The sequence below is a fragment of the Erwinia sp. S38 genome (assembly GCF_016624545.1).
Taxonomy (GTDB): Bacteria; Pseudomonadota; Gammaproteobacteria; order Enterobacterales; family Enterobacteriaceae; genus Erwinia; species Erwinia coffeiphila.
On record NZ_JACVTS010000023.1, the window covers coordinates 64,644 to 89,778 of the forward strand.

A 25,135-nucleotide genomic window follows, 5' to 3' on the forward strand; every position below is an offset into this window, starting at 1 on the left:
AGGTAATTACTCTTCCAGAGTGGGCTGTGGCGAGTTTTCCGGAACCCTGACATGGACCTGGATGATACGGCGGCTGTCGGCCATGGCGACTTTAAACTGGTAGCCGTCGATTTCGATGCTCTCTCCGCGTGCCGGGAGGTGGCCGAAGCCCTGCATCACCAGTCCACCAATGGTATCCACCTCTTCATCGCTGAAGTGGGTGCCGAATACCTCATTAAAGTCTTCAATCGGGGCTAACGCACGCACGGTATAGGTATGACGGCTCAGCTGACGGATATCACGATCTTCCTCATCGTCATATTCATCTTCAATTTCACCGACGATCAATTCGAGAATATCTTCGATGGTCACCAGACCGGAAACGCCACCAAACTCATCAATGACGATCGCCATGTGGTAGCGCTGCGAGCGGAACTCTTTTAGCATGCGGTCAACACGCTTACTTTCCGGCACCACAACGGCCTGGCGGAGAACTTTTTCTATACTGAACGGCTCGGAACTGCTGCTCATAAACGGCAGCAGATCTTTCGCCATCAGGATGCCTTCAACATGGTCCTTGTCTTCACTGATCACCGGGAAGCGCGAGTGGGCAGAGTCAATGATCACCGCCAGGCACTCTTCCAGCGTTTGATTACGCTTGAGCGTGATCATCTGCGAGCGGGGGATCATAATATCGCGTACACGCTGTTCGGCGATGTCCATCACCCCTTCCAGCATATCCCGTGTATCCGGATCGATCAGTTCGTTCTGCTCGGAATCACGGATTAGCTCAAGCAGGTCATCACGGTTTTTAGGCTCACCGTGGAAAAGCTGGTTGAGGATCAGGCTAAAAAATCCCTTTTTACTACTGGGACTGTCGTTATTCTGTGAATGGTCATCGCTCATGGCGTTTTTGAGTTAGTCTCTCTGTTAAGGGATCGGCTGCCCCCGCAGGGGCAAGGCGTACAGCAAGCTGGATACGCCAGTACTTATTCTTTCTCCGAAATGTACGGATCGGGATAGCCAAGAGCAAGCATTATCTCGGTCTCCAGCGATTCCATCTCTTCGGCTTCGTCATCTTCGATGTGATCATAACCTAATAAATGCAGGCTACCGTGGATCACCATGTGCGCCCAGTGCGCCTCCAGCGCTTTTTCCTGCTCCAGCGCTTCCTGTTCTACAACCTGACGGCAGATAATCAGATCGCCCAGCAGGGGCAGCTCTATCCCCGGCGGTGCTTCAAACGGGAAAGAGAGCACGTTGGTAGGCTTGTCCTTGCCGCGATAGGTATGGTTTAACTCATGGCTTTCGGCTTCATCCACCACGCGAATGGTGACTTCACTTTCCGGCTGAAACTGCGGCAGCACCGCTTCCAGCCAGCGGCGGAAATCGGCTTCCGGTGGCAGCCCCTGCTCACTTTCACAGGCTAACTGCAGGTCAAGAATGACTGTACTCATTTGGGCTCCTGTGAAGCAGCCTGCTGTAGGGCGAGCGCTTCACGTTTACGTTCTTCTGCCAGGGCATCGCGCCGTTTTTGATCGGCACTTTCCCAGGCTTCATAGGCAATAACAATTCGGGCAACGACCGGGTGGCGCACGACGTCTTCACTGTGGAAGAAGTTGAAGCTCAGTTCCGGTACGTCAGATAACACTTCAATCGCGTGGCGCAGGCCGGATTTCAGGTTGCGCGGCAGATCGATCTGGGTCACGTCACCGGTAATCACCGCTCTTGAGTTGAAGCCAATACGCGTCAGGAACATCTTCATCTGTTCGATGGTGGTATTCTGACTTTCGTCCAGAATGATAAACGCGTCATTCAGGGTACGCCCGCGCATATAGGCCAGCGGAGCCACTTCGATTACGTTGCGCTCAATCAGTTTCTCTACGCGCTCAAAGCCCAGCATCTCAAACAGGGCGTCATACAGCGGACGCAGATAAGGATCGACCTTCTGGCTGAGATCGCCGGGCAGGAAACCCAGCTTCTCGCCGGCTTCCACTGCCGGGCGGGTCAGCAGGATACGGCGTATTTCCTGTCGCTCAAGGGCGTCTACTGCTGCGGCCACAGCAAGGTAGGTTTTACCGGTACCCGCAGGTCCGATGCCAAAAGTAACGTCGTGGTCGAGAATATTGGCAATATACTGCGCCTGATTAGGCGTACGTGGCTTGATGACGCCGCGCTTGGTCTTAATGTGAATCGCTTTACCAAAGTCAGGCACGCTCTCAGCGGTCTGCTCCAGTACCCGGCTCTCTTTGATTGCCAGGTGGATCTGCTCCGGGTCGATATCCGGGATATGGCCACGTACGGGGGCCGTATCCACGTAGAGATCGCGCAGGATATCCACGGCGGCATTAACGCAGAGCGCACGGCCTACCAGCTTAAACGCATTATCGCGGCGATTTATTTCAATCCCAAGACGGCGCTCCAGCTGCTTAATGTTGTCGTCGAACGGACCACAGAGGCTCAACAGCCGGGTGTTATCGGCCGGTTCTAAAGTAATTTCACGTGTTTCAATATTCAAACTAATCCTTTGGGTCACTCAGGGCCAGGTTGAGAAAATGGGCTTCACCGACTTAAGCGCCAGTGCCATAAGGGAATTATTTATGGCGTGGCGCAAAGGTGCAAGCGTCTCAAGCGATATTTGGGCTGAGATTTCAGAAACCAACCGTTGTTACATGAAATAATGCGGCGAACTGGAAGCCTCGCCGCATTTAAAAGGCGGGATCAGGGCTGGAATGACCCTACGCCCAGCTCGTTTTCCTTACGGGTACGAGCAATCACCGAGGCAGGGGATTCAATACTGCGCAGGCCCATCTGTTCTTCGCTGCGCACCAGCACGCCGCGCAGTGAGTTGGTGTAAACATCCACGATTTCGACATCAACGAATTTGCCGATATGCTCAGGTGTACCTTCAAAGTTGACCACGCGATTATTTTCCGTGCGGCCTGAAAGCTCCATCACATTCTTACGCGAGGTGCCTTCGACCAAAATTCGCTGGACGGTACCGAGCATGCGGCGGCTCCACGCCATCGCCTGCTGGTTAATGCGGTCCTGCAAAATGTACAGGCGCTGCTTCTTCTCTTCTTCTGACACATCGTCAGGGAGGTCGGCGGCAGGCGTACCGGGGCGCGCGGAGTAAATAAAGCTGAAACTGACGTCGAAGTTGATATCGCCAACCAGCTTCATGGTCTGTTCAAAGTCGGCCTGCGTTTCACCAGGGAAGCCGATGATAAAGTCGGAGCTCATCTGAATATCGGGTCGTGCGGCCAACAGCTTACGGATAATTGCCTTATATTCCAGCGCGGTATGTGAACGCTTCATCAGTGTGAGTATGCGGTCGGCACCGCTTTGTACCGGCAGATGCAGGAAGCTGACCAGTTCAGGCGTATCGCGATAGACGTCAATAATGTCGTCAGTAAATTCAATCGGATGACTGGTGGTGAAACGAATGCGGTCAATACCGTCAATGGCGGCGACCAGGCGCAGCAGTTCGGCGAACGTGCAGATTCCGCCGTCGTAAGTTTCGCCCCGATAAGCGTTAACGTTTTGACCCAACAGGTTGACTTCACGCACGCCCTGGGCGGCGAGCTGAGCAATTTCAAACAGAATGTCATCGGAAGGTCGGCTGACCTCTTCACCACGCGTATAGGGCACCACGCAGAACGTACAGTACTTATTGCAGCCTTCCATGATAGAAACAAAAGCGGTTGGACCGTCCGCGCGCGGTTCTGGCATGCGGTCGAATTTTTCAATTTCCGGGAAGCTGATATCCACCACCGGGCTTTTGGTGCCGCGAACGGTGTTGATCATCTCCGGCAGGCGATGCAGGGTTTGCGGGCCAAAAACAATATCCACGCAGCTGGCGCGCTGACGAATATGTTCACCCTCCTGCGATGCCACACAGCCACCCACGCCGATAATGACGTCCGGTCGCGCTTCTTTCAGTTTTCGCCAACGGCCAAGCAGATTGAAAACCTTTTCCTGGGCCTTTTCACGAATTGAGCAGGTGTTGAGCAGCAGTACGTCAGCGTCTTCCGCTTCTTCGGTCAGCGTATAGCCGTGGGTGCTGTTTAACAGGTCAGCCATTTTGGATGAGTCATACTCATTCATCTGGCAGCCCCAGGTTTTAATATGCAGTTTTTTTGTCATCGACTTGCCATTTGTCATGCAGAAAAGAGTGCAGGGCGCGTATCCTAGTGTTTCGCGACCAGTGAAACTGAGGTAACGGGGTTAAAATCCGGTACACTTACTAACTATCAGGATAACAGAATTCGCCCGGCGAGGTGTAGCTGTAGAGCATATTTGGCAACGCCGGTGAAGGAAAAACAATGACAGAAAATGAGCAGAAGATAGATGTGGCCATTGTGGGCGGTGGCATGGTTGGCGCCGCGCTGGCAAGTGGTCTGGCACAGCATGGGTTTGAGGTAGCGGTTCTGGAGCAGGAAGCCCCGGTGGAATTTGATCCGGCCAGTCCTCCCGATGTGCGTATCTCAGCTATTGGTGCTGCATCCGTCGCTTTACTCAAACAGCTTGATGTCTGGCCAGCGGTTACCGCGATGCGCTGTGTGCCCTATCGTCGGCTGGAAACCTGGGAGTGGCAGACGGCTCAGGTGTCCTTTGATGCCGCCTCGCTTGGACTGCCGGAACTCGGCTATATGGTGGAGAACAGCGTGCTGCAGCGGGCGCTGTGGCAGCGCTTGCAACAGCAGCCCGTGCGGATAATCTGCCCCACGCGGTTGCAGAGTTTACAACCGGTCAACGGTGGCTGGCAGCTAACGCTGGACGGCGGCCAGCGGCTGAATACCCGTCTGGTGATCGGTGCTGACGGGGCTAATTCTCAGGTGCGCCAGATGGCTGGTATTGGTATTCGCGGCTGGAATTATGCTCAGTCCTGTATGTTAATCAGCGTGCGCTGTGAGCATGATGCGGGAGATACCACCTGGCAGCAGTTTACTCCGCAGGGGCCACGTGCTTTTCTGCCGTTGTTTGATAACTGGGCATCACTGGTCTGGTATGACAGCCCGGCGCGCATTCGCCAGCTACAGGCGATGCCGATCCCTCAGCTGCAAAAAGAAATTGCTGCACATTTCCCGGCGCGGTTAGGCAAAGTGACTGCCGTAGCGGCCGGATCGTTCCCGCTGGTGCGCCGCCATGCCATTGATTACGTCAAGCCAGGCCTTGCACTGGTGGGGGATGCGGCGCACACCATTAATCCGCTGGCAGGGCAGGGTGTAAATCTTGGCTATCGCGACGTGGATGCGTTGATTAACGTGCTGAGTGAATCACGTTTGCGTGCTGAAGACTGGGCTTCTGAAGCGGTTCTGCTGCGCTATCAGCGTCAGCGTCAGAAAGATAATCAGCTGATGCAGAGCGGCATGGATCTGTTCTATTTCGCCTTCAGCAACCAGCTGGGCCCGTTGAAGCTTGTGCGTAACCTGGGATTGATGGCGGCACAGCATTCCGGCGGGCTGAAGCGACAGGCGTTGCGGTACGCGCTGGGACTGTAGTTTTACTCCGGGTAGGTTAACCGCCTGCCCGTTAATCCATAGCGCGGTCTGTTTTAAGAGTGCTGTATGCGATTGGAATTTCATGATCGACAGACGTAAAAAAGCCCGCTTGCGCGGGCTTCTTTACTTTATGGCTGGGGTGCAGGGATTCGAACCCCGGAATGCTGGTATCAGAAACCAGAGCCTTACCACTTGGCGACACCCCAATTTTTACTGCGACTGGCGAACCAGGCGACTTTTACTTTGCGACTTAATACAACCAGCCGTCTTTATATGGCTGGGGTGCAGGGATTCGAACCCCGGAATGCTGGTATCAGAAACCAGAGCCTTACCACTTGGCGACACCCCAATAATTTGGTGGCTACTACGGGAATCGAACCTGTGACCCCAGCATTATGAGTGCTGTGCTCTAACCAGCTGAGCTAAGTAGCCGTACATTATTGCTTTACAACTTTCTGACTGGCTGGGATACCTGGATTCGAACCAGGGAATGCCGGTATCAAAAACCGGTGCCTTACCGCTTGGCGATATCCCAATGTCCGCATCGTGATAACACGACAGTCAGAACTACACATTCTACTACAAAAAACTGGCTGGGGTACCTGGATTCGAACCAGGGAATGCCGGTATCAAAAACCGGTGCCTTACCGCTTGGCGATACCCCATCCTTGCTGCAAACCTCTGTCGGAAATGGTGCGGGAGGCGAGACTTGAACTCGCACACCTTGCGGCGCCAGAACCTAAATCTGGTGCGTCTACCAATTTCGCCACTCCCGCGCAAAAAGAAGTGGTGGCTACTACGGGAATCGAACCTGTGACCCCAGCATTATGAGTGCTGTGCTCTAACCAGCTGAGCTAAGTAGCCTTCTTTTTTTGCGTAACCTTCATCGGCGTTGCGGGGCGCATTATGCGGAGTTGGCCCAAAAGCGTCAACTAGTTTTTTCCCGTTTTTTGCCATAAACGTGTTGTTTGCATGGCTTGTGACCATTATGTCGATAAAATCGACGAATTCTGAGTCTAAACAGCGTTATGGCAAAAAAAACGGGCCATAAAGGCCCGTAAGTATTTGTGAAACGGTGAGGATTAGTAGGCTGCCTGATGCACGCCAACCGCACGTCCTGACGGATCGTCCATGGTTTTGAACGCTTCGTCCCATTCGATGGCTTTAGCCGACGAGCAGGCCACGGATGGACCGCCTGGAACGCACTCAGCCGCGCTCGGTACCGGGAACAGCTCTTCAAAGATTTCACGGTACAGATACGCCTCTTTTGAGGTTGGCGTGTTGTACGGGAAGCGGAAGTGCGCGGTTTGCAGCTGCTGGTCGCTAATCTGCTCTGCCGCAACTTCTTTCAGGGTATCAATCCAGCTGTAGCCAACGCCGTCAGAGAACTGCTCTTTCTGGCGCCATGCTACGCTTGCCGGCAGGTAGGATTCAAAACACTCACGCAGGATGTGTTTTTCCATTTTACCGTTGCTGCCGCACATTTTATCTTCCGGGTTGATGCGCATTGCCACATCAAGGAATTTTTTGTCCAGGAACGGTACGCGAGCTTCCACGCCCCAGGCTGACATCGCCTTGTTGGCACGCGCACAGTCAAACATGTGCAGCGCATGCAGCTTACGCACGTTCTCCTCGTGGAACTCCTGCGCGTTTGGTGCCTTATGGAAGTACAGGTAGCCGCCGAAGACTTCGTCCGCACCTTCGCCGGACAGCACCATCTTGATGCCCATCGCTTTGATCTTACGTGACATCAGATACATCGGGGTGGATGCACGAATGGTGGTCACGTCATAGGTTTCAATGTGATAAATCACATCGCGAATCGCATCCAGACCTTCCTGCACGGTGAAGTGAATCTCATGATGCACGGTACCCAGATGCTCAGCCACGGCTTTTGCGGCTTTGAGGTCCGGTGAACCTTCCAGGCCCACAGCGAAGGAGTGCAGCTGTGGCCACCAGGCTTCGCTCTTGTCGTGATCTTCTACTCGCTTGGCAGCAAATTTTTTGGTCACCGCGGAAATGATGGAGGAATCCAGACCGCCGGACAGCAGAACGCCGTAAGGCACATCTGACATCAGGTGGCTTTTTACTGACTCTTCCAGCGCGCCTTTCAGAGCCGCTGCATCGGTGGTGTTGTTAGCCACTGCGGCATAGTCGAACCAGTCACGCTGCCAGTAGCGTTTGATTTCACCGTCGGTGCTGGACATATAGCTGCCCGCCGGGAACTCTTTGATCGTGCGGCAAACCGGCACCAGCGCCTTCATTTCAGAAGCGACGTACAGGTTACCGTGCTCGTCGTTGCCCATATACAGCGGAATGATGCCGATATGGTCACGGCCGATCAGCCAGGTTTTCTTCTCTGTGTCATACAGAATAAAGGCGAACATGCCCTGCAGATCGTCGAGGAAGTCGATGCCTTTTTCCTGATACAGCGCGAGGATCACTTCGCAGTCGGAATCCGTCTGGAATTCATAGCGATCGCTCAGTTCAGCGCGCAGTGCCTGATGGTTGTAAATCTCGCCGTTAACCGCCAGAACGTGGGTGTGCGCAGCGTTGTACAGTGGCTGTGCGCCATTGTTCACGTCAACGATCGACAGACGCTCGTGTGCCAGGATGGCATAGTCATCGGCATAAATGCCAGACCAGTCCGGGCCACGGTGGCGCATCAGTCGAGAAAGCTCCAGCGCTTTCTTACGCAGTTCAGTAGGATCGGTTTTCAGATCGAGTACACCAAAAATAGAACACATACACAGCTCCCTAAACGACTACCTTGCGGTATTGATATTGGTTTGAGGCGAGAGTTGCCGCCTGATGTATAAGAAAATGCGCTAACAGAGCAGACTATGCAAGCAATTTAGCCAATACCTGAAAAATAGCCCGTTGACCTGGCCTTATCTTTGATGATTATTCAATTAATGGGTGTTTTTATTGTTGAATCAGCAAAAGATGGCAAAAAGCGGATGAATTTTGCGCGATATGAAAATATAAAGCCCGGCGTGAACCGGGCTGGGGATTAAAATATGTCGATATCCGCGACGGAGGGATAAACCCATGTCGGTCGGAAGGGCATGGCGTCAATATCGCTGAGGCTGGAAACACCGCTAAGCACCAGTATGGTTTCCAGTCCGGCCTGGAATCCGGCCAGAATATCGGTGCGCAGGTTATCGCCAACGATAACCGTTTCCTCTGAATGGGCCTGCATCTTATTTAGTGCGGCACGCATAATCCACGGGCTGGGCTTACCGACGTAGAAAGGCTGCCGGCCGGAGATGCGTTCAATCCCGGCGCAAAGTGCGCCGCAGGCAGGGGAGTGCCCGTGACCATGGCTGTCGGGGTTGGTGGCAATAAAGCGCGCACCGTTAGCCACAAAGAAGGCGGCTTTGTGCATCATGTCCCAGTTAAAGGAACGCGTCTCGCCGACGATCACAAAATCCGGGTTGATATCAGTAATCGTAAACCCGGCTTTATACAGCTCATGAATCAGTGCGCCTTCGCCGACGACATAGGCTTTTTTCCCTTCCTGGCGCTTAAGAAAATCGGCGGTAGCCATCGCGGAGGTATAAAACACGCTGTCCGGAAGATCGATACCCGCGGAGGCAAAGCGGTTGGCCAGATCCATAGCGGTTTGTGATGGGTAGTTGGTCAGTACCACCAGCGGCATATTATTTCCCATGATCCGCTGCAGGAACTCGCGAGCCCCGGGTACGGCAGTATTGTCATGCATTAATACGCCATCAATATCGCAAATTACGTTCTTAATCGTCATGCACTTACTGTCCTTGATTACGCTTCCAGAAGTCGCTGCAGCAGGATGCCGTTAAGCATCGCCCGTTTTGCCAGCGCAAAGGCACCGATAGCCGAGCGATGATCGATCTCAGAGCGAACTACCGGCAGATTTTTTCGGAACGCTTTTAGCGCCTGAGTATTGATGCAGCTTTCTATCGCAGGTAGCAGGACCTTATCGGCCTCGGTTATTTCACCGGCGATAACAATTTTCTGCGGGTTAAACAGGTTAATCGCAATCGCAATCGCTTTACCCAGATGGCGGCCCACATGTTCGATAACCTCGGCGGCCAGCGCATCGCCGCGATTGGCGGCACTGCAAATATGCTGGATCTGGCAATTATCCAGACTCAGAGTGCTTGGGTAGCCCTGCGTCAGCAGATGCCGTACGCGGTTTTCAATTGCGCTATTCGCGGCAATGGTTTCCAGGCAGCCAAAGTTGCCGCAGTGGCAGCGCTCTCCCAGCGGATCGACCTGAATATGCCCCAGCTCACCAACGTTGCCGTTACTGCCAAGGAAAATATGACCGTTGGCGATGATCCCCGCCCCCGTTCCACGATGAACACGCACCAGAATGGAATCTGCGCAGTCGCGCGAGGCACCAAAATAGTGCTCCGCCAGCGCCAGGCTACGGATATCGTGGCCGACAAAACTGGTGACGTTAAAGCGTTTTTCGAGGTTGGCGACCAGCGGCCAGTGACTGACGCTGATATGCGGCATATAGCGGATCACGCCGTTCTTCGGATCGACCAGGCCGGGAAGAATCACGGAGATCGCGATGAGTTCGCGCAGCTTGCGCTGATGCTGCTCATGGAAGGCGGCGATGGCATTAAACAGCGCATTTTCCAGCGTTTCCTGGCTGCGCTCTGGCAGAGGGTAGTGCTCTTCCGCCAGCGATTTGCCGCTGAGATCGAACAGGGTCAACGTGGCATCGTTGCGGCCAAGGCGAACGCCGATAGTGTTGAAGCCACGGGTTTCGCTGATAATCGATATTGCCCGGCGGCCGCCGGTTGAGGCCTGTTGCTCAACTTCTTTGATCAGCCCGCGTTCAATGAGCTGTCGGGTGATCTTGGTAACGCTGGCGGGTGCAAGCTGGCTGTGTTCGGCAATCTGAATGCGCGATATCGGCCCTTGCTGATCGATGAGCCGGTATACGGCTGCGCTATTCAGTTGTTTAACAAGATCAACATTTCCAATTTGGGCCTGGCCGCCAGTGGTCATTAAATATCTACTCGCTAAAGACCTCGTTACCATTAACGATGGTCCGGGTGATTTTATAGTCGCGGGTGAATACCGTCAGGTTCGCCACTTTTCCGGCTTCAATTGACCCTAACTGATTATCAACCCCCATTGCACGGGCTGGATAAAGCGTTGCCATACGGAGCGTTTCATCCAGAGCGATACCAACATGTTCGACGCTGTTCTCGACAGCTTCAATCATAGTCAATGCAGAACCGCTCAGTGTACCGTTCTCATCAACGCACAGCCCGTTACGATAGTATATTGTTTTGCCAGCAAAAATGAACTGGTCAATATTAGCGCCTGCCGGTGCGGTGGCATCGGTTACCAGTACCAGCTTGTCGCCTTTGATACGTTTTGCATTCCGAATGTTGGCGAAATGAACGTGTAAACCGTCGGCAATCACGCCACACCAGACGTCCGGTGAATCAAACAGTGCACCGATCAAACCCGGCTCACGGCCGGTGGTGGTTGGCATTGCGTTGTAAAGGTGGGTCGCAAAACTGACGCCCGCGGAGATGCCGCTGCGCGCTTCGTCATACGTGGCGTGCGAATGCCCGGCGGAAATCACGATTCCGGCCGCGCGCAGCTGGCGGATCACTTCCGTGCCCACTTTTTCAGGGGCGAGGGTGATCTTGGTAATGACATCCGCATTGTCACACAGGAAGTCGACCAGCGCTTTATCCGGTGCACGAATCAGGGCCGGATTGTGCGTACCTTTCTTCAGCGGATTCAGCCACGGACCTTCCAGGTGCAGACCCAACGCCTGATGACTGTTTTGTGCCAGCCAGGCCCGCATCACTTCAACCGCACGCTTCATCAGCTCGTCCGTGCTGGTGATAAGCGTTGGCAGGAAACTGGTGCAGCCTGATTTTTCATTCGCTTTCTGCATAATATTCAGCGTTTCAACGCTGATTGCAGCAGGATCATCATTGAACTGCACGCCGCCACAGCCGTTAAGCTGCAGGTCGATAAAGCCAGGGGCAATAATGGCACCGTTGACGTCACGGATTTCAATACCGGCAGGCACTTCGCCCTGCGGGCAAACACGGTCGATCAGGCCGTCAGCGATCACCACTGCGTGCCCGTCGAGGACTTCATGGCCGGTATAAATGCGACCCTGAGTTAAAGCGTACATAGTCATTCTCCTGACTTTTAATGCTGGTACGATCCGGCCAGCGTTAAGAAACTGCGTTTGGCCGGATGCGATCGGTGAAGGGGAGGCTTACCTCCCGGCATCACAGACCGGTGATATTTTCCGCTTCCATTTCGCGGAAGTACTTCACGGTCTTCACTTTCAATTCCATGGTCGCTGGCTCATCGCAGACGACAACGGATTTCGCATGCAGCTGCAGGCAGCTGATGGTCCACATATGATTCACGTTGCCTTCGACAGCCGCTTTCAGTGCATGAGCCTTCAGGTGCCCGGTAACCAGAATCATCACTTCCTCTGCATCAAGCAGCGTACCGACGCCCACGGTCAGCGCGTATTTAGGTACCTGATCCACATCGCCACCGAAGAAACGCGAGTTGGCGATACGGGTATCGTGGGTCAGCGTTTTTATGCGGGTACGTGAAGCCAGAGAGGAAGCGGGTTCGTTAAAGGCGATGTGTCCGTCGTTGCCTACGCCACCCATAAACAGATGGATTTTGCCGTAAGCACGAATTTTTTCCTCATACTGACGACATTCTGCGTCAATATCAGGCGCATTACCATTGAGAAGGTTGATGTTTTCACTTTGAATATCAACATGATCGAAAAAGTTACGGTGCATAAAGCTGTGATAGCTTTCAGGGTGCTCTTTTGGCAGACCCACATATTCGTCCATATTGAACGTAATAACATGCTTGAAGCTAACCTGGCCCGCTTTATGCATATCAATAAGGTGTTTGTAGGCTTCCAGCGGGGTGCCACCGGTCGGCAGGCCGAGAACGAAAGGGCGCTCTGCGGTAGGCTTAAAGTTATTAATGCGGTTAACAATGTGGCGTGCTGCCCACTTGCCGACCTGAGGAGATGTTGCCAGTGGAATCAGTCTCATGATGAACCTCGTCAATTGCGCAATATGAAATAGGTCTGAAAACGCTGCTCTGCTAGTTAAGAATTATCGTAACGTGATTACGAACAGATAACAGAGGGATAAGTCCGTTTTGATTTTTCGTATCATAAAATAAGTTTGTTCTGTTGACCAGTGTAATGGTTGCAAAAATGCTGTTTTTGGTGATTTTAGTCACATAAGCAGCGATATAATTTGCGAAGCGAATTAATTTTTTTTTACACTTATGGCTGTGGTGTATACTGTCACTCAGACTGCAGAAGACCGTAAAAAAATAAACGATTTCTGGCACCTTAACGGGTTCAAAGGGGGAAAAGGTGAATATTTTAGGATTCTTTCAACGATTGGGGCGCTCGCTTCAGCTGCCGATAGCCGTACTACCGGTTGCTGCACTGATGCTGCGCTTTGGTCAGCCTGATTTACTGAATATGCCGTTCATCGCGCAGGGCGGCGGTGCAATCTTCGATAACCTGGCGCTAATCTTCGCTATCGGGGTGGCGTCAACCTGGTCAAAAGATAATGCCGGTGCGGCAGCACTGGCTGGTGCAGTGGGTTATTTCATCCTGACTAAAGCGATGGTCACCATCAATCCCGCGATTAATATGGGCGTGCTGGCCGGTATCATCACCGGTCTGGTCGCGGGCGCAACCTATAACCGCTGGGCCGACATCAAACTGCCTGACTTCCTCAGTTTCTTCGGCGGCAAGCGCTTTGTGCCAATCGCGACGGGCTTCTTTTGTCTGGTGCTGGCAGCCATTTTTGGCTATGTCTGGCCGCCGGTTCAGAACGCGATTCACGCCGGTGGTGAGTGGATTGTGGCTGAAGGTGCATTCGGGGCAGGCGTGTTCGGCTTCGTTAACCGTCTGTTGATCCCTACCGGTCTGCATCAGGTGCTGAATACCATTGCCTGGTTCCAGATTGGTGAATTCACCAACGCAGCAGGCACCGTCTTCCACGGCGATATCAACCGTTTCTACGCCGGTGATGGCACCGCAGGGATGTTTATGTCGGGCTTCTTCCCGATCATGATGTTCGGTCTGCCGGGCGCTGCGCTGGCGATGTATATGGCCGCGCCAAAAGAGCGTCGTCCAATGGTTGGCGGTATGCTGCTGTCCGTTGCGGTAACCGCTTTCCTGACCGGTGTAACCGAGCCGCTTGAATTCCTGTTCATGTTCCTGGCACCAATGCTGTATCTGATCCACGCATTGCTAACCGGCATCAGCCTGTTTGTCGCCACGCTGCTGGGTATTCATGCCGGTTTCTCCTTCTCTGCGGGTGCCATCGACTATGCGTTAATGTACAACCTGCCTGCCGCCAGTAAGAACGTTTGGATGCTGCTGGTGATGGGTGTTGTTGCCTTTGTGGTCTACTTTGTGCTGTTCAGCGCCGTCATTCGCATGATGAACTTGAAAACGCCTGGGCGCGAGGATGCATCTGACCTGGTGGTAGAAGAAGAGGCAAACAGCAATACCGAAGAGGGTATGGATCAGCTTTCCCGTCAGTACATTGCTGCGATCGGTGGCTCTGATAACCTCAACGTGATTGATGCCTGTATTACCCGTCTGCGCCTTTCCGTTAAAGATGCCGGGCTGGTTAACGATGCCGCCTGTAAGCGTCTGGGCGCATCCGGTATTGTTCGGCTGAACAAACAGACGATTCAGGTGATTGTCGGCGCGAAAGCGGAATCCATTGCAGAAAGTATGAAAAAGCTGATTGCTAAAGGACCTATCGCGGCGGCAGCGGCTACCGCTACGCCAGTCGCACCTGCGGCACCTGCTGCTGCGCCACAGGCCGTGCCAAACGCCAGCAAAGGGATTGTTGGTACCCTGGTGGCACCGGTGAGCGGTACCGTTGTAGCCATTGACCAGGTGCCTGATGAGGCCTTTGCGAGTAAAGCGGTAGGTGACGGTCTGGCGATCAAACCGACCAGCAGCACCGTTGTTGCGCCGGTCAGCGGTACGCTGGTGAAAATCTTTAACACCAATCATGCCTTCTGTCTTGAAACGGTAAAAGGGGCGGAAATTGTGGTGCACATGGGACTGGATACCGTTGCGCTACAGGGTAAAGGCTTTACCCGCCTGGTGGAAGAGGGTGCTCAGGTCGTTGCCGGTCAGCCAGTGCTGGAGATGGATCTGGCCTTCCTTGAGGCGAATGCCCGCTCGATGATAAGCCCGGTCGTGGTCAGCAACATCGAGGACTTCTCCGGATTAACGCTGCTGGCAGGCGATACCGTGGTTGCCGGTGAGAGCCGTATCTACGAGATTAATGGCTAAAATTCGATACTAGCGTAAGCAGAAAGGGCGGCGAGCAATTCCCGCCCTTTTTTTATTGGATTTCCGTAACAAACGGTTGTCTCTGTCCCCCGCTTTGTGGATCATACTCCGTTATTTCGTAGCGAATTTATTCCAGGCATTAATTGAGGAAATTGAGATGAGTGAGGCTGAAGCCCGCCCAACGAACTTTATTCGTCAGATTATCGACGAAGATCTGGCGTCCGGTAAGCACAAGAGCGTGCATACCCGCTTCCCGCCTGAGCCAAACGGCTACCTGCATATTGGCCACGCTAAGTCGATCTGCCTGAACTTTGGTATCGCCAATGATTACCAGGGCCAGTGCAATCTGCGTTTTGATGATACTAACCCGGTGAAGGAAGACCTGGAGTTCGTTGAGTCAATTAAACGTGACGTGCAGTGGCTCGGCTTCGAGTGGAGCGGCGAGGTGCGTTACTCATCTGACTATTTCGACCAGCTGCACAACTATGCGGTAGAACTGATAGAAAAAGGGCTGGCGTATGTGGATGAGCTCTCACCGGAGCAGATCCGTGAATACCGCGGCAGTCTGACCGCACCGGGCAAAAACAGCCCTTATCGCGATCGCAGCGTAGAAGAGAACCTGGCGCTGTTCGAGAAAATGCGCAGTGGCGGTTTTGAAGAAGGGAAAGCCTGCCTGCGTGCCAAAATCGATATGGCGTCAAACTTTATCGTAATGCGCGACCCGGTGCTGTACCGCATTAAATTCGCTGAGCACCATCAGACCGGCTCAAAGTGGTGCATCTATCCGATGTACGACTTCACGCACTGTATTTCCGATGCGCTGGAAGGGATCACCCACTCCCTGTGCACCCTGGAATTCCAGGACAACCGCCGCCTTTATGACTGGGTGCTGGATAACATCACTATCCCGGTTCACCCGCGCCAGTACGAGTTCTCTCGTCTGAATCTTGAATACGCCATTATGTCGAAGCGCAAGCTGAGCCAGCTGGTGAGCGAGAACGTGGTTGAAGGCTGGGACGATCCGCGCATGCTGACTGTTTCCGGTCTGCGCCGTCGTGGTTATAGCGCGGAGTCAATCCGTGAGTTCTGCCGCCGTATCGGCGTGACCAAGCAGGATAACAATGTTGAGATGGCCGCTCTCGAATCCTGTATTCGTGACGATCTCAACGAAAACGCCCCGCGCGCGATGGCGGTGCTGGACCCGGTTAAACTGGTGATTGAAAACCTGCCTGCTCATCATGAAGAGATGATTAGCATGCCGAACCACCCGAGCAAGCCGGAAATGGGCACCCGTGAAGTCCCGTTCAGCCGTGAGATCTATATCGATCGCGCCGATTTCCGTGAGGAAGCGAACAAGCAGTATAAGCGTCTGGTGCTGGGTAAAGAAGTTCGCCTGCGTAACGCTTATGTGATTAAAGCCGAGCGCGTGGCGAAGGATGAAGACGGCAATATTACCTGCCTGTTCTGCACCTGCGATGTTGATACCCTGAGCAAAGATCCCGCCGATGGCCGTAAAGTAAAAGGCGTGATCCACTGGGTTTCCGCCGTGCATGCGCTACCGGCAGAGTTCCGCCTGTACGATCGCCTGTTCAGTGTGCCAAACCCGGCGGCAGCGGAAGATTTCCTTGCCAGCATCAACCCGGAATCTCTGGTGATCCGTCACGGTTTCGTCGAGCCGGGTATGCAGAACGCGGAAGCTTCAGCGGCGTATCAGTTTGAGCGTGAAGGCTATTTCTGTGCCGACAGCGTTTATTCTTCAGCCAATAATCTGGTATTTAACCGTACCGTAGGCCTGCGTGATACCTGGGCTAAAATCGGCGACTAACCGATTCTGTTTTAATAAAAGGGCGATGATTCGCCCTTTTTTTTCGCCTTAACATCCCCATCATTGATTTACATTCATTAAATGTGCTGTCGATCATACTTTGCACTTTTTGCTGTTTTAATCGATTGATAATTCGCGATGCGAAAAATATCCTAATCCAATAATTAGCCGGTTCTGGATTCAGCTGGCTGAGATTTAACTTGTTGTAATTCACTGACGTAAATGGATTTTTTCTGGGATAAAAGGATTTTTCAATGCAGCGCAAAGCCGTGCTTACTAAAGCACTAAGTACTATTTTAGCTATTATCTCTGGTTCCAGCGGCATTTTGCTGAATTCGCCTGCCCTTGCCAGTGGTTTCATTGATGACTCTTCGCTGGCTGGCGGCGTTTATTACTGGCAGCGCCATCGCGAACGCAAAGATCTTCAGCCCGATAGCGAAAAATATAAACAGTACACCTCAAATCTTCATCATTCGACAATTAACGCCAACCTCGATTTTTCTTCAGGCTTTGCCGCAGACTGGATCGGTATTGATCTGGCGGCATTTACCGCTGTAGAGCTTTCTAACAAAGGGCCAGGTGCACCGAACGAAATCGGTTTCAGCGACGGTGACAGCCGTTGGGATGAGCCGTGGAGCGGTGACAGAAACGGCGTAAGCCTCTATAAAGCTGCGGTAAAAATGAAATACAACGATAGCTGGCTGCGTACCGGATATCTGCAGCCCAGTGGGCAAACGCTAATGTCGCCGCACTGGAGCCTGCTGCCGGGTACCTATCGCGGGATAGAAGTAGGGACAGCAAGCCACTTTGCTTCTTTGGGCAATCTGTCCGTTTCCTATATGTGGTCCGATAAATATAAGGCGCCGTGGTATCAGCATATGTATGACTTCCGCAAGGCGGACGGCACAACGAAACTGAACTACATGCATTCGCTGGGTGCTAAATTTTCTTCGGAAAATAAGTGGCAGCTGGAAGCTGCTGTTGGCCAGGCCGATGGCTATATGGAGCAGTTCTTTACTAAAGCCAGTTATGCCGTTCCGCTGCTGGGTAACGATCTGGAAACCAGCTGGCAGTTTTATGGTGCACACGATCGGGAGCACGGCGGTGCAGCAAACGTTAACGATGTCTATTCCGGTCTTGCCTGGCTGCAGGCGCTCACCTTGGGTTATCGCACCGGTCCGTTTAAATTCCGCCTGGAAGGCACCTGGGTCAAAGCTGACGGTAATCAGGGGTATTTTCTTCAGCGTATGACCCCATCCTATGCCAGTTCGAATGGTCGCCTGGATGTCTGGTGGGATTCGCGTTCTGACTGGAATGCCAACGGTGAAAAAGCGGTGTTCGCCGGCGTGATGGTCGAGCTGGATGGCCTTCACCTGCCTGGATGGGAAACGGGGACTTCATTTGCCTGGGGATGGGATGCCAAACCCAGCAGCAACCCGGCATTTGACCAAAATCAACGCGTACGCGAATCGGCGTGGAATCTGGATTTACTCTATACGCTTCAGCAGGGCTGGGGCAAAGGGACCCAGTTCAGGTTGCACTACACCCACTACGATAATCACAGCAGTATTCCGAGCTACGAAGGGGGCTACGGCAATATGTTTCAGGATGAAAAGGACGTGAAGTTTATCGTCACCGCGCCGTTTACCATTTTTTAAGCGGAGCCTGGGTTAATGGAAATCAGAACATCAAAGGGGAACAGGATGAGATTTATTGCAACAACGATCGCGGTAGCAACGCTGGGGCTGGCAGGGTGTAGTCACGGCGTTAACGATCAGCAAACCGTCCACCGCATCAGCCAGTTTGGCGTCAGCTATCAGGTAACGCAAAATGATGCGGCGGCACACGGTGTGGACTGCGCTTTGCTGGGAGCGGACTGGGCGGCCTGTAACCGCGCCACCATCAGATTGACCAACCCCGGACCGGCAGTGAACAGTAAAAACTGGGCTATCTGGATGAGCAACGTCCACCAGACGATCAAAGTAGACAGTGACCAGTTCCGTATCGTGCATATTGTCGGCGATCTCAGCCGCCTGGAGCCGACCAGTAAGTTCAAAGGATTTGCCGCCGGGGAATCCGTTGAGATACCGATTATTAACGAATACTGGCAGCTGTTTATTACCGATATCATGCCTCGCTGGTACGTTACTGCCGGTAAGGCGGAACCGGAGATTATGGTCAGTACCAATACGGAAGATCTGACGACGTTTGTTGAGCCGTTTGGCGATAACTGGAAGCGTTTCGCCGGGGATAAAAATGTCCTGATGACGGCCGAAAGCCGCTTTGCCAAAAATGCGGACGTGAGTTTGCTGCCTGCTGCGGCGCTACAGGCTGAAATTTTTCCGACTCCGTTGAAAGTAAGCCGCTTAAACGGGAATGCCGATCTCAGCCGGGGTGTGTTGCTCAATTTGTCTGGATTAAACACCGATGAGGCTCGCGCCGCCGAGCAGCGTTTTGCGCTGATGGGCATTAAGGTTAATTCTCGCGGTTATCCTGTTTCTACTCGCATCGATTCGCGTGGATTTAGCGACAGCATGGCGGTATCCGGTGCCTATCGTCTGGAAGTCCTGCCGGGGGGCGCCACCATCGTGGGCTATGACAGTGCGGGCATTTACTACGGTCTGATGTCTGTGCTGTCTCTGGTCCCCGCTTCTGGCCCGCAAACAATCACTGCGCTGCGGGTGGAAGATGCGCCGCGCTTTGCGTATCGCGGAATGTTCCTGGACGTTGCGCGTAACTTCCACAGCAAGCAGGTGGTGCTGAGGCTGCTGGATCAAATGGCGGCGATGAAAATGAATAAGTTCCACTTCCACCTGTCCGACGATGAAGGCTGGCGTATTGAAATCCCTGGTCTACCGGAGCTGACGGAAACCGGGGCAAAGCGCTGCCACGATCTTACCGAGCAACAGTGTCTGCTGCCGCAGTTGGGGTCCGGCCCGTTCAGCGACAACAATGGCAGCGGCTATTTCACACGTGCCGATTACATCGAAATCCTGAAATATGCCAGCGCAAGAAATATTGAAGTGATCCCGGAAATTGATATGCCTGCCCATGCGCGTGCGGCGGTGATCTCTATGGAAGCCCGTTATCAGAGGCTGATGCGGGAAGGCAAGCCGGATGAGGCCGGTGAGTATCGTTTGCGCGATCCCAGCGATACTTCAAATACCACATCGGTACAGTTTTACAACCGCACCAGCTACCTGAATCCGTGCCTGGATTCATCGCTGCGTTTTGCCGATAAGGTCATCACCGAAGTCGATTTGATGCACCAACAGGCTGGCGTGCCGCTGACCACCTGGCATTTTGGTGGCGATGAGGCGAAAAATATCTATTTTGGAGCGGGTTACACCGATATCAGACATCCTGAGGCCGGAAAGGGCATTAAGGATATGAGCCACGAAGACAAGCCATGGGCAAAATCTAAAGTCTGCCAGCGTATTATTAAGGAGGGCAAGGTTGAGGATCTGTCACATCTGCCCAGCTATTTTGGCCTGAAGGTCAGCCGGATCGTTGCCGAAAAAGGTATTGGTGATATGCAGGCCTGGCAGGACGGCCTAAAGGATGCTAAAACCGCGAGCGATTTTGCCACTCAGCACGTTCGTGTGAACTTCTGGGATACGCTGTTCTGGGGTGGAGCTTCCAGCGTCAACGACTGGGCCAATAAGGGATACCAGGTGGTAATTTCCAACCCGGACTATGTCTACCTCGATTTCCCTGCAGAGGTTAACCCGCTGGAGCGCGGTTACTACTGGGGCACTCGCTATAACGATGAACGTAAGGTCTTTAGCTTCGCGCCGGATAACCTGCCGCAGAATGCTGAAACCTCGGTTGACCGCGACGGCAATACCTTTGATACCAAATCGGAACAGCCGTGGCCGGGTGCTTACGGTCTGTCGGCGCAGCTGTGGAGCGAAACGGTTCGTACCGACGGTCAGGTTGAATCGATGATTTTTCCACGGGTGTTGGCGGTAGCCGAACGCAGTTGGCACCGCGCCGCGTGGGAGCAGGATTACCAGCAGGGCAGGGAGTATCAGGGGGGGAAAACGCATCAAGTTGACCAGCGGGCTCTGCATCGCGACTGGCAGCGTTTTGCTAACCTGCTGGGGCAGCGCGAACTGGCCAGGCTCGACAAGGCCGGTATTGCCTGGCGCCTGCCGCAGCCGGGTGCGGTAATTGTCGATAGCTATCTGCAGGCAAATACCGCGCTACCGGGGATTCTGGTGGAATATTCCATCGATGAGGGGCGTAGCTGGCAGCGCTACAGCGACAGCCATCGCCCACTTATTAACGGTGAAGTCTGGGTGCGCACCAGTAGCACTGACGGCAAGCGCTTCAGCCGTACAGAACACGTTATGCCTCTGTAGGTCTGATCTAACCCGGCTGTATCGACAGTTTCTGAGAAAGAAAATCGATAAACAGCCGGGTTTTTCGCTGCATTTCCCCCTGCCCGGAAAATACGGCACTGACAGGTTGATCCGGCAGCTGCCACGCCTTAAACAGATGCTGTAGCCTACCCGCGGCAATATCTTCGCGCACCAGCCATTCCGGCAGTACCGCGACGCCCATCCCGGCCAGTACCATCTGGCGGACGATTTGCGCGGAGTTGGCGGTATAAGCAGCATCGGACTTCAACTCGGACAAACGATTATCCGCTCCACGAAACGTCCAGCGGCCGGGATGAGCCAGGTTGCTGTTGTGTATCCAGGGCAGGGCGGAAACCTCCTGCAGATCCTGCGGGTGATAGCGATTTACCAGAGCAGGTGAAGCCACCAGTAAAATGGCATAGTCTGCCAGCCTGCGGCTTTTTAATGATGAGTCGCGCAGTGCACCCAGTCTTATCGCCACATCCAGTTTATTACTGACCAAATCATCCAGTGACGCCCCCACGCTGTAGTTCAGTTTCAGCAACGGGTGGCGCTGGCAAAATTCGCTGACCAGCGGCATCAGGAACTGTTGGCCGTACTCCCACGTGGAGGTGATGCGCAGTTCCCCTGAGAGGGAGTGATGCTCTGTGGCGACTCGCGAGACCGCCCGGTCAATATCAGCGAAAATCAGCTTAAAATCCTGATAAAACTGCCGTCCGTGGCCGGTGAGGGCGAGGCTACGGGTATTGCGTACCAGCAGTGTGACGCCAAGCAGCTGTTCCAGGTTTTTGATATGCAGGCTGACCATCGCGCGGCTCAAGCCGAGATTACTGGCGGCCCGGGTAAAGCTGCCGCTGTCGACAATGGCAAAGAAGGTGTGGATCTTATCAAGATGGGCGTGCATGGGATTATTCAGTTTAATCAAACAATCATTTAAATTTATGCGTCTTTATTTGTCAGGTCAACCATCGCTATGCTGCGCGTGGAGGTATGACAATGCACTATGGGTATCGGGTTGCAGCGATCTTTCTGCTCGGCTTTTTCATTGATTGTATTAATATTTTTATGTCAGCCATTGCGCTGCCGTCGATTGCGGCGCAGATGTCCGTGGCGACGGAATCCCTCAGTTGGGTGGCTAATAGTTATATTTTGGGGTTGACGCTGATCGTGCCGTTGAGCGGCTGGCTGGCTTCACGTTTTGGCACCCGGCAGACCATCGTTGCCTCAATGCTGATTTTCAGCATCGCCGCACTGGGCTGCGCGCGGACCGACTCTTTTAGCACGCTGGTTGCATGGCGCTTTATCCAGGGTGCGGGTGGAGGGCTGCTGATTCCGGTAGGCCAGGCGCTAACCTTTAATTTATTTCAGGGGCGGCAGCGCGCCGCTATTTCAACGTTGATCATGTGCGTAGCGCTGATGGCCCCGGCGCTGTCCCCTCTGTTGGGGGGCATGTTGGTGGATGTGCTTTCCTGGCGCTGGATCTTCTATAGCAATATTCCTTTCAGCCTGCTTGCGGCGCTGCTGGCGGCGATATGGATTCGCCCACAGGCAATGAAGCGCACACGTGCAGATATCACCGGAATCATTCTGGTCTGCGGCACTTTGGGTACGCTGTTGAGAAGCCTGTCGCTGTTTAGCGAGCAGCACGCTGTACCGCAGGCTGCATTTTGGCTGGGCGTTTCTTTACTGCTGGGGTGGGGCTATCTACGGTACTACCGCCATCAGCCGACGGCCATTCTCGATCTCAGCCTGCTGCGCAATCCTCAGTTGAATCTGTCCATCGCCGTTTACTATGCCGTTCCGGGCGTGTTTACCGGGGTTAATCTGCTTAACATTTTCTACCTGCAGCAGGTTTTGCATTTCAGTGCCGGGCATACCGGTAGCTTTATGCTGCTTTACGGCGTCGGCGCGCTGGCGGCGATGCTGGTGGCCGGGCGGATTTATTATCGCGCAGGCGCACCTCGCTTATTCACCTGCGGCATGTTGCTGCATAGCGGCGGCATTGTGCTGCTGTCCTTAGTCAGTGATACAAGTAGCAGTGGAATCCTGTGTGCGGCCTATCTGCTGATGGGGATTGGCGGCGGAATTGCCGCAAACTGTGCGCAGACCACAGCGTTAATTGAACTGAACGAGCAGCAAATGAATGGGGGAAGCACGCTGTGGAATATTAACCGGCAGCTGACGTTCAGCCTCGGCACCGCGTTGTTTACGCTGCTGCTGGCGGTGCTGAGCCGTTATTTTCCTGGTGAACTGGCGTGGCATCTGGCATTTATTATTGCAGCCGTGAGCGGTTTACTACCGCTGTGGCTAATTTATCAACGACGTTTTCATAAGGAAATCCAATGATCGATCTTACTAACAAGGCATCACAGAGCGTCATTGTTCTGCATCAGCTGATTGAGGCTGTCTTTCACGGCGACGGCAGCAAGACTGCTGAGCTGCTCACGCATTTTGCCGACGATTTTGTGATGGTCACCCCGACCGGTAAAAGCCTGGCGCTGGCAGACGTAGGAGACTTATTCAACCGCTTAACCGGCGCGCGTCAGGGGATGACGATAAGCATTGAGCAGTTCAACGTCATTTCGCAGCGGGGGGATGAGGTGGTCATCCAGTATCACGAGCTGCAACAGCAGCAGAATAATCATTCGCATCGTATTTCACTGGCGGTCATCAACTGTTCCACCCAGCCGCCGCGCTGGCGTTATCTGCAGGAAACCATGGTAACAAACTGATTATCGTACTAGTTCGCGGGTGCGGTCTGGTGTAGAATGTGCGGCGTTAATGCCGTGCATCCAGTGAATAATTCCGGGGATGGCGGTGAGTTTCCGTTTTTTGCTAAGGATTAGTCATGGATTTACCGGTTTCCACCGCCCGCCTGCCTTCTACTCTCTGGGGAACGCTAATTATTAGCGGCACGATTATCGGTGCCGGGATGTTCTCGTTACCGGTGGTGATGTCCGGTGCATGGTTTCTCTGGTCGTCAGCATTACTGATTATCACCTGGTTCTGCATGCTGCTTTCCGGGTTGCTGTTTTTGGAGGCCAGCCTGCATTATCCGGCCGGTTCCAGCTTCGACACGATCACTCGCGATCTGTTGGGAAGGGGCTGGAATCTGATTAACGGTCTGTCCGTTGCCTTTGTTCTGGGGATACTGACCTATGCTTATATCTCCGCCAGCGGAGCGATTATTCAGCACACGCTGAGCCAGCTATCATTGCCGGTTTCTGCCCGCAGCGCTGGGTTCGCTTTTACGCTACTGGTAGCGCTGTTTATCTGGCTGGGTACGGCAATGGTCAGTCGTATGACGCTGATTTTTCTCGGCGCGAAAGTGATTACGTTTTTGATTATCTTTGGCGGACTGCTGTGGCATATCGAACCGGTGAAACTGCTGGACAGCCATGGGGAGGAAAGCCACTACCTGCGCTATCTGTGGATGGTGATCCCATTTTGCCTCGCTTCATTTGGCTATCACGGTAATATCGCCGGGCTGGTCAGCTACTATCAAAAGAACGGCAGCCGGGTTTGTCGCTGTCTGGTGTTTGGCACACTGCTGGCACTGGTCATCTACTTTATCTGGATTATTGGCACGATGGGCAATATCCCGCGCCATGAATTCAAAGCGATTGCAGCTCAGGGCGGAAATATCGACGTGCTGGTCGCCGCACTGTCTGGTGTGCTGCACAGCCCCTATCTGAATCTGCTGCTGGATATTTTCTCGAACTTTGCCGTCGCCTGTTCATTCCTTGGCGTCAGTCTGGGTTTCTTCGACTATCTTGCCGATCTGTTTAAGTTTGATCGTTCAGCCTTCGGTCGGTTAAAAACGACGGTGGTCACGTTTATTCTGCCGCTGACGGCGGCGATGATCTGGCCAAACGGCTTTCTTGTGGCGATTGGTTATGCCGGGCTGGCGGCTACGCTGTGGGCGGTGATCACTCCGGCAATGCTGGCGCGAAAGGCTCGACAACGTTTCACCAACGCGGCCTGGCAGGTGAGAGGAGGGACGGCACCGATCGTTCTGGTACTGATCTTCGGCGCGGTGAATGCGCTGGTTTCCATACTTTCGTACTGGAACATCCTGCCGGTCTATGCCGGATAACGCGCAAAAAAAAACCGG

18 protein-coding genes and 7 tRNA genes are annotated in these 25,135 nt (G+C 53.6%); 8 read left to right on the forward strand and 17 right to left on the reverse strand.

Annotated features, from left to right (window positions below; translation table 11 throughout):
- Positions 1-6 precede the first annotated feature (6 nt).
- The 4 genes from corC to miaB all read right to left on the reverse strand — a co-directional run bounded on the left by corC (position 7) and on the right by miaB (position 4,125).
- A complete protein-coding gene (gene corC / locus IBT46_RS21645; protein ID WP_105591046.1) occupies positions 7-885 on the reverse strand; it encodes a CNNM family magnesium/cobalt transport protein CorC in 879 nt (292 codons plus the stop codon).
- A gap of 83 nt (positions 886-968) precedes the next feature.
- On the reverse strand, positions 969-1,436 hold the full coding sequence (ybeY, locus tag IBT46_RS21650) for an rRNA maturation RNase YbeY (RefSeq protein WP_200547372.1): 468 nt from the start codon (positions 1,434-1,436) through the stop codon (positions 969-971).
- The gene (locus IBT46_RS21655) at positions 1,433-2,497 is read right to left on the reverse strand and encodes a PhoH family protein (RefSeq protein ID WP_105591048.1); all 1,065 of its coding nucleotides are present in this window, start codon (positions 2,495-2,497) and stop codon (positions 1,433-1,435) included. The genes ybeY and IBT46_RS21655 overlap by 4 nt, the downstream gene beginning before the upstream one ends.
- Positions 2,498-2,700: 203 nt before the next feature.
- Positions 2,701-4,125 carry a tRNA (N6-isopentenyl adenosine(37)-C2)-methylthiotransferase MiaB gene (gene miaB / locus IBT46_RS21660; protein ID WP_200547373.1) on the reverse strand — a complete coding sequence of 475 codons (1,425 nt, stop codon included), beginning with the start codon at positions 4,123-4,125 and terminating at the stop codon, positions 2,701-2,703.
- 179 nt (positions 4,126-4,304) lie between these two features.
- Here miaB and ubiF point away from each other — a divergent pair, with 179 nt between their 5' ends.
- Complete coding sequence (gene ubiF, locus IBT46_RS21665) at positions 4,305-5,483, forward strand: 3-demethoxyubiquinol 3-hydroxylase (RefSeq protein ID WP_200547374.1); 1,179 nt, start codon at positions 4,305-4,307, stop codon at positions 5,481-5,483.
- A gap of 131 nt (positions 5,484-5,614) precedes the next feature.
- On the opposite strand, the gene IBT46_RS21670 is transcribed toward ubiF, so the two are convergent.
- The 12 genes from IBT46_RS21670 to nagB form a co-directional block, all read right to left on the reverse strand.
- Positions 5,615-5,689: transfer RNA gene (locus IBT46_RS21670), tRNA-Gln, on the reverse strand.
- Between the two features lie 68 nt (positions 5,690-5,757).
- Positions 5,758-5,832 (reverse strand) — tRNA-Gln (locus IBT46_RS21675).
- Between the two features lie 6 nt (positions 5,833-5,838).
- A tRNA-Met gene (locus tag IBT46_RS21680) sits at positions 5,839-5,915 on the reverse strand.
- A 28-nt stretch (positions 5,916-5,943) separates the two neighbouring features.
- A tRNA-Gln gene (locus IBT46_RS21685) sits at positions 5,944-6,018 on the reverse strand.
- A 55-nt stretch (positions 6,019-6,073) separates the two neighbouring features.
- Positions 6,074-6,148, reverse strand: a tRNA-Gln gene (locus IBT46_RS21690).
- A gap of 26 nt (positions 6,149-6,174) precedes the next feature.
- A tRNA-Leu gene (locus tag IBT46_RS21695) sits at positions 6,175-6,259 on the reverse strand.
- Positions 6,260-6,270: 11 nt separating this feature from the next.
- A tRNA-Met gene (locus tag IBT46_RS21700) sits at positions 6,271-6,347 on the reverse strand.
- Between the two features lie 218 nt (positions 6,348-6,565).
- Entirely contained in the window at positions 6,566-8,230 is a 1,665-nt protein-coding gene (asnB, locus tag IBT46_RS21705) for an asparagine synthase B (protein WP_105591051.1), read from the reverse strand.
- Positions 8,231-8,496: 266 nt separating this feature from the next.
- The gene (locus IBT46_RS21710; RefSeq protein ID WP_105591052.1) at positions 8,497-9,249 is read right to left on the reverse strand and encodes an HAD-IIA family hydrolase; all 753 of its coding nucleotides are present in this window, start codon (positions 9,247-9,249) and stop codon (positions 8,497-8,499) included.
- A gap of 17 nt (positions 9,250-9,266) precedes the next feature.
- On the reverse strand, positions 9,267-10,487 hold the full coding sequence (locus tag IBT46_RS21715; RefSeq protein ID WP_200547375.1) for an N-acetylglucosamine repressor: 1,221 nt from the start codon (positions 10,485-10,487) through the stop codon (positions 9,267-9,269).
- 7 nt (positions 10,488-10,494) lie between these two features.
- Positions 10,495-11,643: an N-acetylglucosamine-6-phosphate deacetylase gene (gene nagA, locus IBT46_RS21720; protein ID WP_200547376.1), complete on the reverse strand. Its 1,149-nt coding sequence runs from the start codon at positions 11,641-11,643 to the stop codon at positions 10,495-10,497.
- A gap of 100 nt (positions 11,644-11,743) precedes the next feature.
- Positions 11,744-12,544 carry a glucosamine-6-phosphate deaminase gene (gene nagB / locus IBT46_RS21725; RefSeq protein ID WP_200547377.1) on the reverse strand — a complete coding sequence of 267 codons (801 nt, stop codon included), beginning with the start codon at positions 12,542-12,544 and terminating at the stop codon, positions 11,744-11,746.
- Between the two features lie 332 nt (positions 12,545-12,876).
- On the opposite strand from nagB, the gene nagE reads away from it, so the two are divergent.
- The 4 genes from nagE to IBT46_RS21745 all read left to right on the forward strand — a co-directional run bounded on the left by nagE (position 12,877) and on the right by IBT46_RS21745 (position 21,021).
- Entirely contained in the window at positions 12,877-14,832 is a 1,956-nt protein-coding gene (gene nagE, locus IBT46_RS21730) for a PTS N-acetyl glucosamine transporter subunit IIABC (RefSeq protein WP_200547378.1), read from the forward strand.
- A 157-nt stretch (positions 14,833-14,989) separates the two neighbouring features.
- Positions 14,990-16,657, forward strand: a complete 1,668-nt coding sequence (glnS, locus tag IBT46_RS21735) for a glutamine--tRNA ligase (RefSeq protein WP_200547379.1) — start codon at positions 14,990-14,992, stop codon at positions 16,655-16,657.
- 254 nt (positions 16,658-16,911) lie between these two features.
- Positions 16,912-18,315 carry an OprD family outer membrane porin gene (locus IBT46_RS21740; protein WP_200547380.1) on the forward strand — a complete coding sequence of 468 codons (1,404 nt, stop codon included), beginning with the start codon at positions 16,912-16,914 and terminating at the stop codon, positions 18,313-18,315.
- A 45-nt stretch (positions 18,316-18,360) separates the two neighbouring features.
- Positions 18,361-21,021, forward strand: a complete 2,661-nt coding sequence (locus IBT46_RS21745; RefSeq protein WP_200547381.1) for a beta-N-acetylhexosaminidase — start codon at positions 18,361-18,363, stop codon at positions 21,019-21,021.
- 7 nt (positions 21,022-21,028) lie between these two features.
- On the opposite strand, the gene IBT46_RS21750 is transcribed toward IBT46_RS21745, so the two are convergent.
- Complete coding sequence (locus tag IBT46_RS21750; protein ID WP_200547382.1) at positions 21,029-21,925, reverse strand: LysR family transcriptional regulator; 897 nt, start codon at positions 21,923-21,925, stop codon at positions 21,029-21,031.
- Positions 21,926-22,017: 92 nt separating this feature from the next.
- Here IBT46_RS21750 and IBT46_RS21755 point away from each other — a divergent pair, with 92 nt between their 5' ends.
- The 3 genes from IBT46_RS21755 (at position 22,018) to mtr (ending at position 25,117) form a co-directional block, all read left to right on the forward strand.
- Entirely contained in the window at positions 22,018-23,367 is a 1,350-nt protein-coding gene (locus IBT46_RS21755) for an MFS transporter (RefSeq protein ID WP_200547397.1), read from the forward strand.
- Entirely contained in the window at positions 23,364-23,753 is a 390-nt protein-coding gene (locus IBT46_RS21760) for a hypothetical protein (RefSeq protein WP_200547383.1), read from the forward strand. Before IBT46_RS21755 ends, IBT46_RS21760 begins: the two co-directional genes overlap by 4 nt.
- A 116-nt stretch (positions 23,754-23,869) precedes the next feature.
- Complete coding sequence (gene mtr / locus IBT46_RS21765; RefSeq protein WP_105591063.1) at positions 23,870-25,117, forward strand: tryptophan permease; 1,248 nt, start codon at positions 23,870-23,872, stop codon at positions 25,115-25,117.
- Positions 25,118-25,135 lie beyond the last annotated feature (18 nt).

What these genes read in the sequence shown, in the direction of transcription:
- corC (WP_105591046.1), bottom strand. Translation starts at nt 885, where the DNA reads ATGAGCGATGACCATTCACAGAATAACGACAGTCCCAGTAGTAAAAAG.
- ybeY (WP_200547372.1), bottom strand. Translation starts at nt 1,436, where the DNA reads ATGAGTACAGTCATTCTTGACCTGCAGTTAGCCTGTGAAAGTGAGCAG.
- miaB (WP_200547373.1), bottom strand. Translation starts at nt 4,125, where the DNA reads ATGACAAAAAAACTGCATATTAAAACCTGGGGCTGCCAGATGAATGAG.
- ubiF (WP_200547374.1), top strand. Translation starts at nt 4,305, where the DNA reads ATGACAGAAAATGAGCAGAAGATAGATGTGGCCATTGTGGGCGGTGGC.
- asnB (WP_105591051.1), bottom strand. Translation starts at nt 8,230, where the DNA reads ATGTGTTCTATTTTTGGTGTACTCGATCTGAAAACCGATCCTACTGAA.
- IBT46_RS21710 (WP_105591052.1), bottom strand. Translation starts at nt 9,249, where the DNA reads ATGACGATTAAGAACGTAATTTGCGATATTGATGGCGTATTAATGCAT.
- IBT46_RS21715 (WP_200547375.1), bottom strand. Translation starts at nt 10,487, where the DNA reads ATGACCACTGGCGGCCAGGCCCAAATTGGAAATGTTGATCTTGTTAAA.
- nagA (WP_200547376.1), bottom strand. Translation starts at nt 11,643, where the DNA reads ATGTACGCTTTAACTCAGGGTCGCATTTATACCGGCCATGAAGTCCTC.
- nagB (WP_200547377.1), bottom strand. Translation starts at nt 12,544, where the DNA reads ATGAGACTGATTCCACTGGCAACATCTCCTCAGGTCGGCAAGTGGGCA.
- glnS (WP_200547379.1), top strand. Translation starts at nt 14,990, where the DNA reads ATGAGTGAGGCTGAAGCCCGCCCAACGAACTTTATTCGTCAGATTATC.
- IBT46_RS21740 (WP_200547380.1), top strand. Translation starts at nt 16,912, where the DNA reads ATGCAGCGCAAAGCCGTGCTTACTAAAGCACTAAGTACTATTTTAGCT.
- IBT46_RS21745 (WP_200547381.1), top strand. Translation starts at nt 18,361, where the DNA reads ATGAGATTTATTGCAACAACGATCGCGGTAGCAACGCTGGGGCTGGCA.
- IBT46_RS21750 (WP_200547382.1), bottom strand. Translation starts at nt 21,925, where the DNA reads ATGCACGCCCATCTTGATAAGATCCACACCTTCTTTGCCATTGTCGAC.
- IBT46_RS21755 (WP_200547397.1), top strand. Translation starts at nt 22,018, where the DNA reads ATGCACTATGGGTATCGGGTTGCAGCGATCTTTCTGCTCGGCTTTTTC.
- IBT46_RS21760 (WP_200547383.1), top strand. Translation starts at nt 23,364, where the DNA reads ATGATCGATCTTACTAACAAGGCATCACAGAGCGTCATTGTTCTGCAT.
- mtr (WP_105591063.1), top strand. Translation starts at nt 23,870, where the DNA reads ATGGATTTACCGGTTTCCACCGCCCGCCTGCCTTCTACTCTCTGGGGA.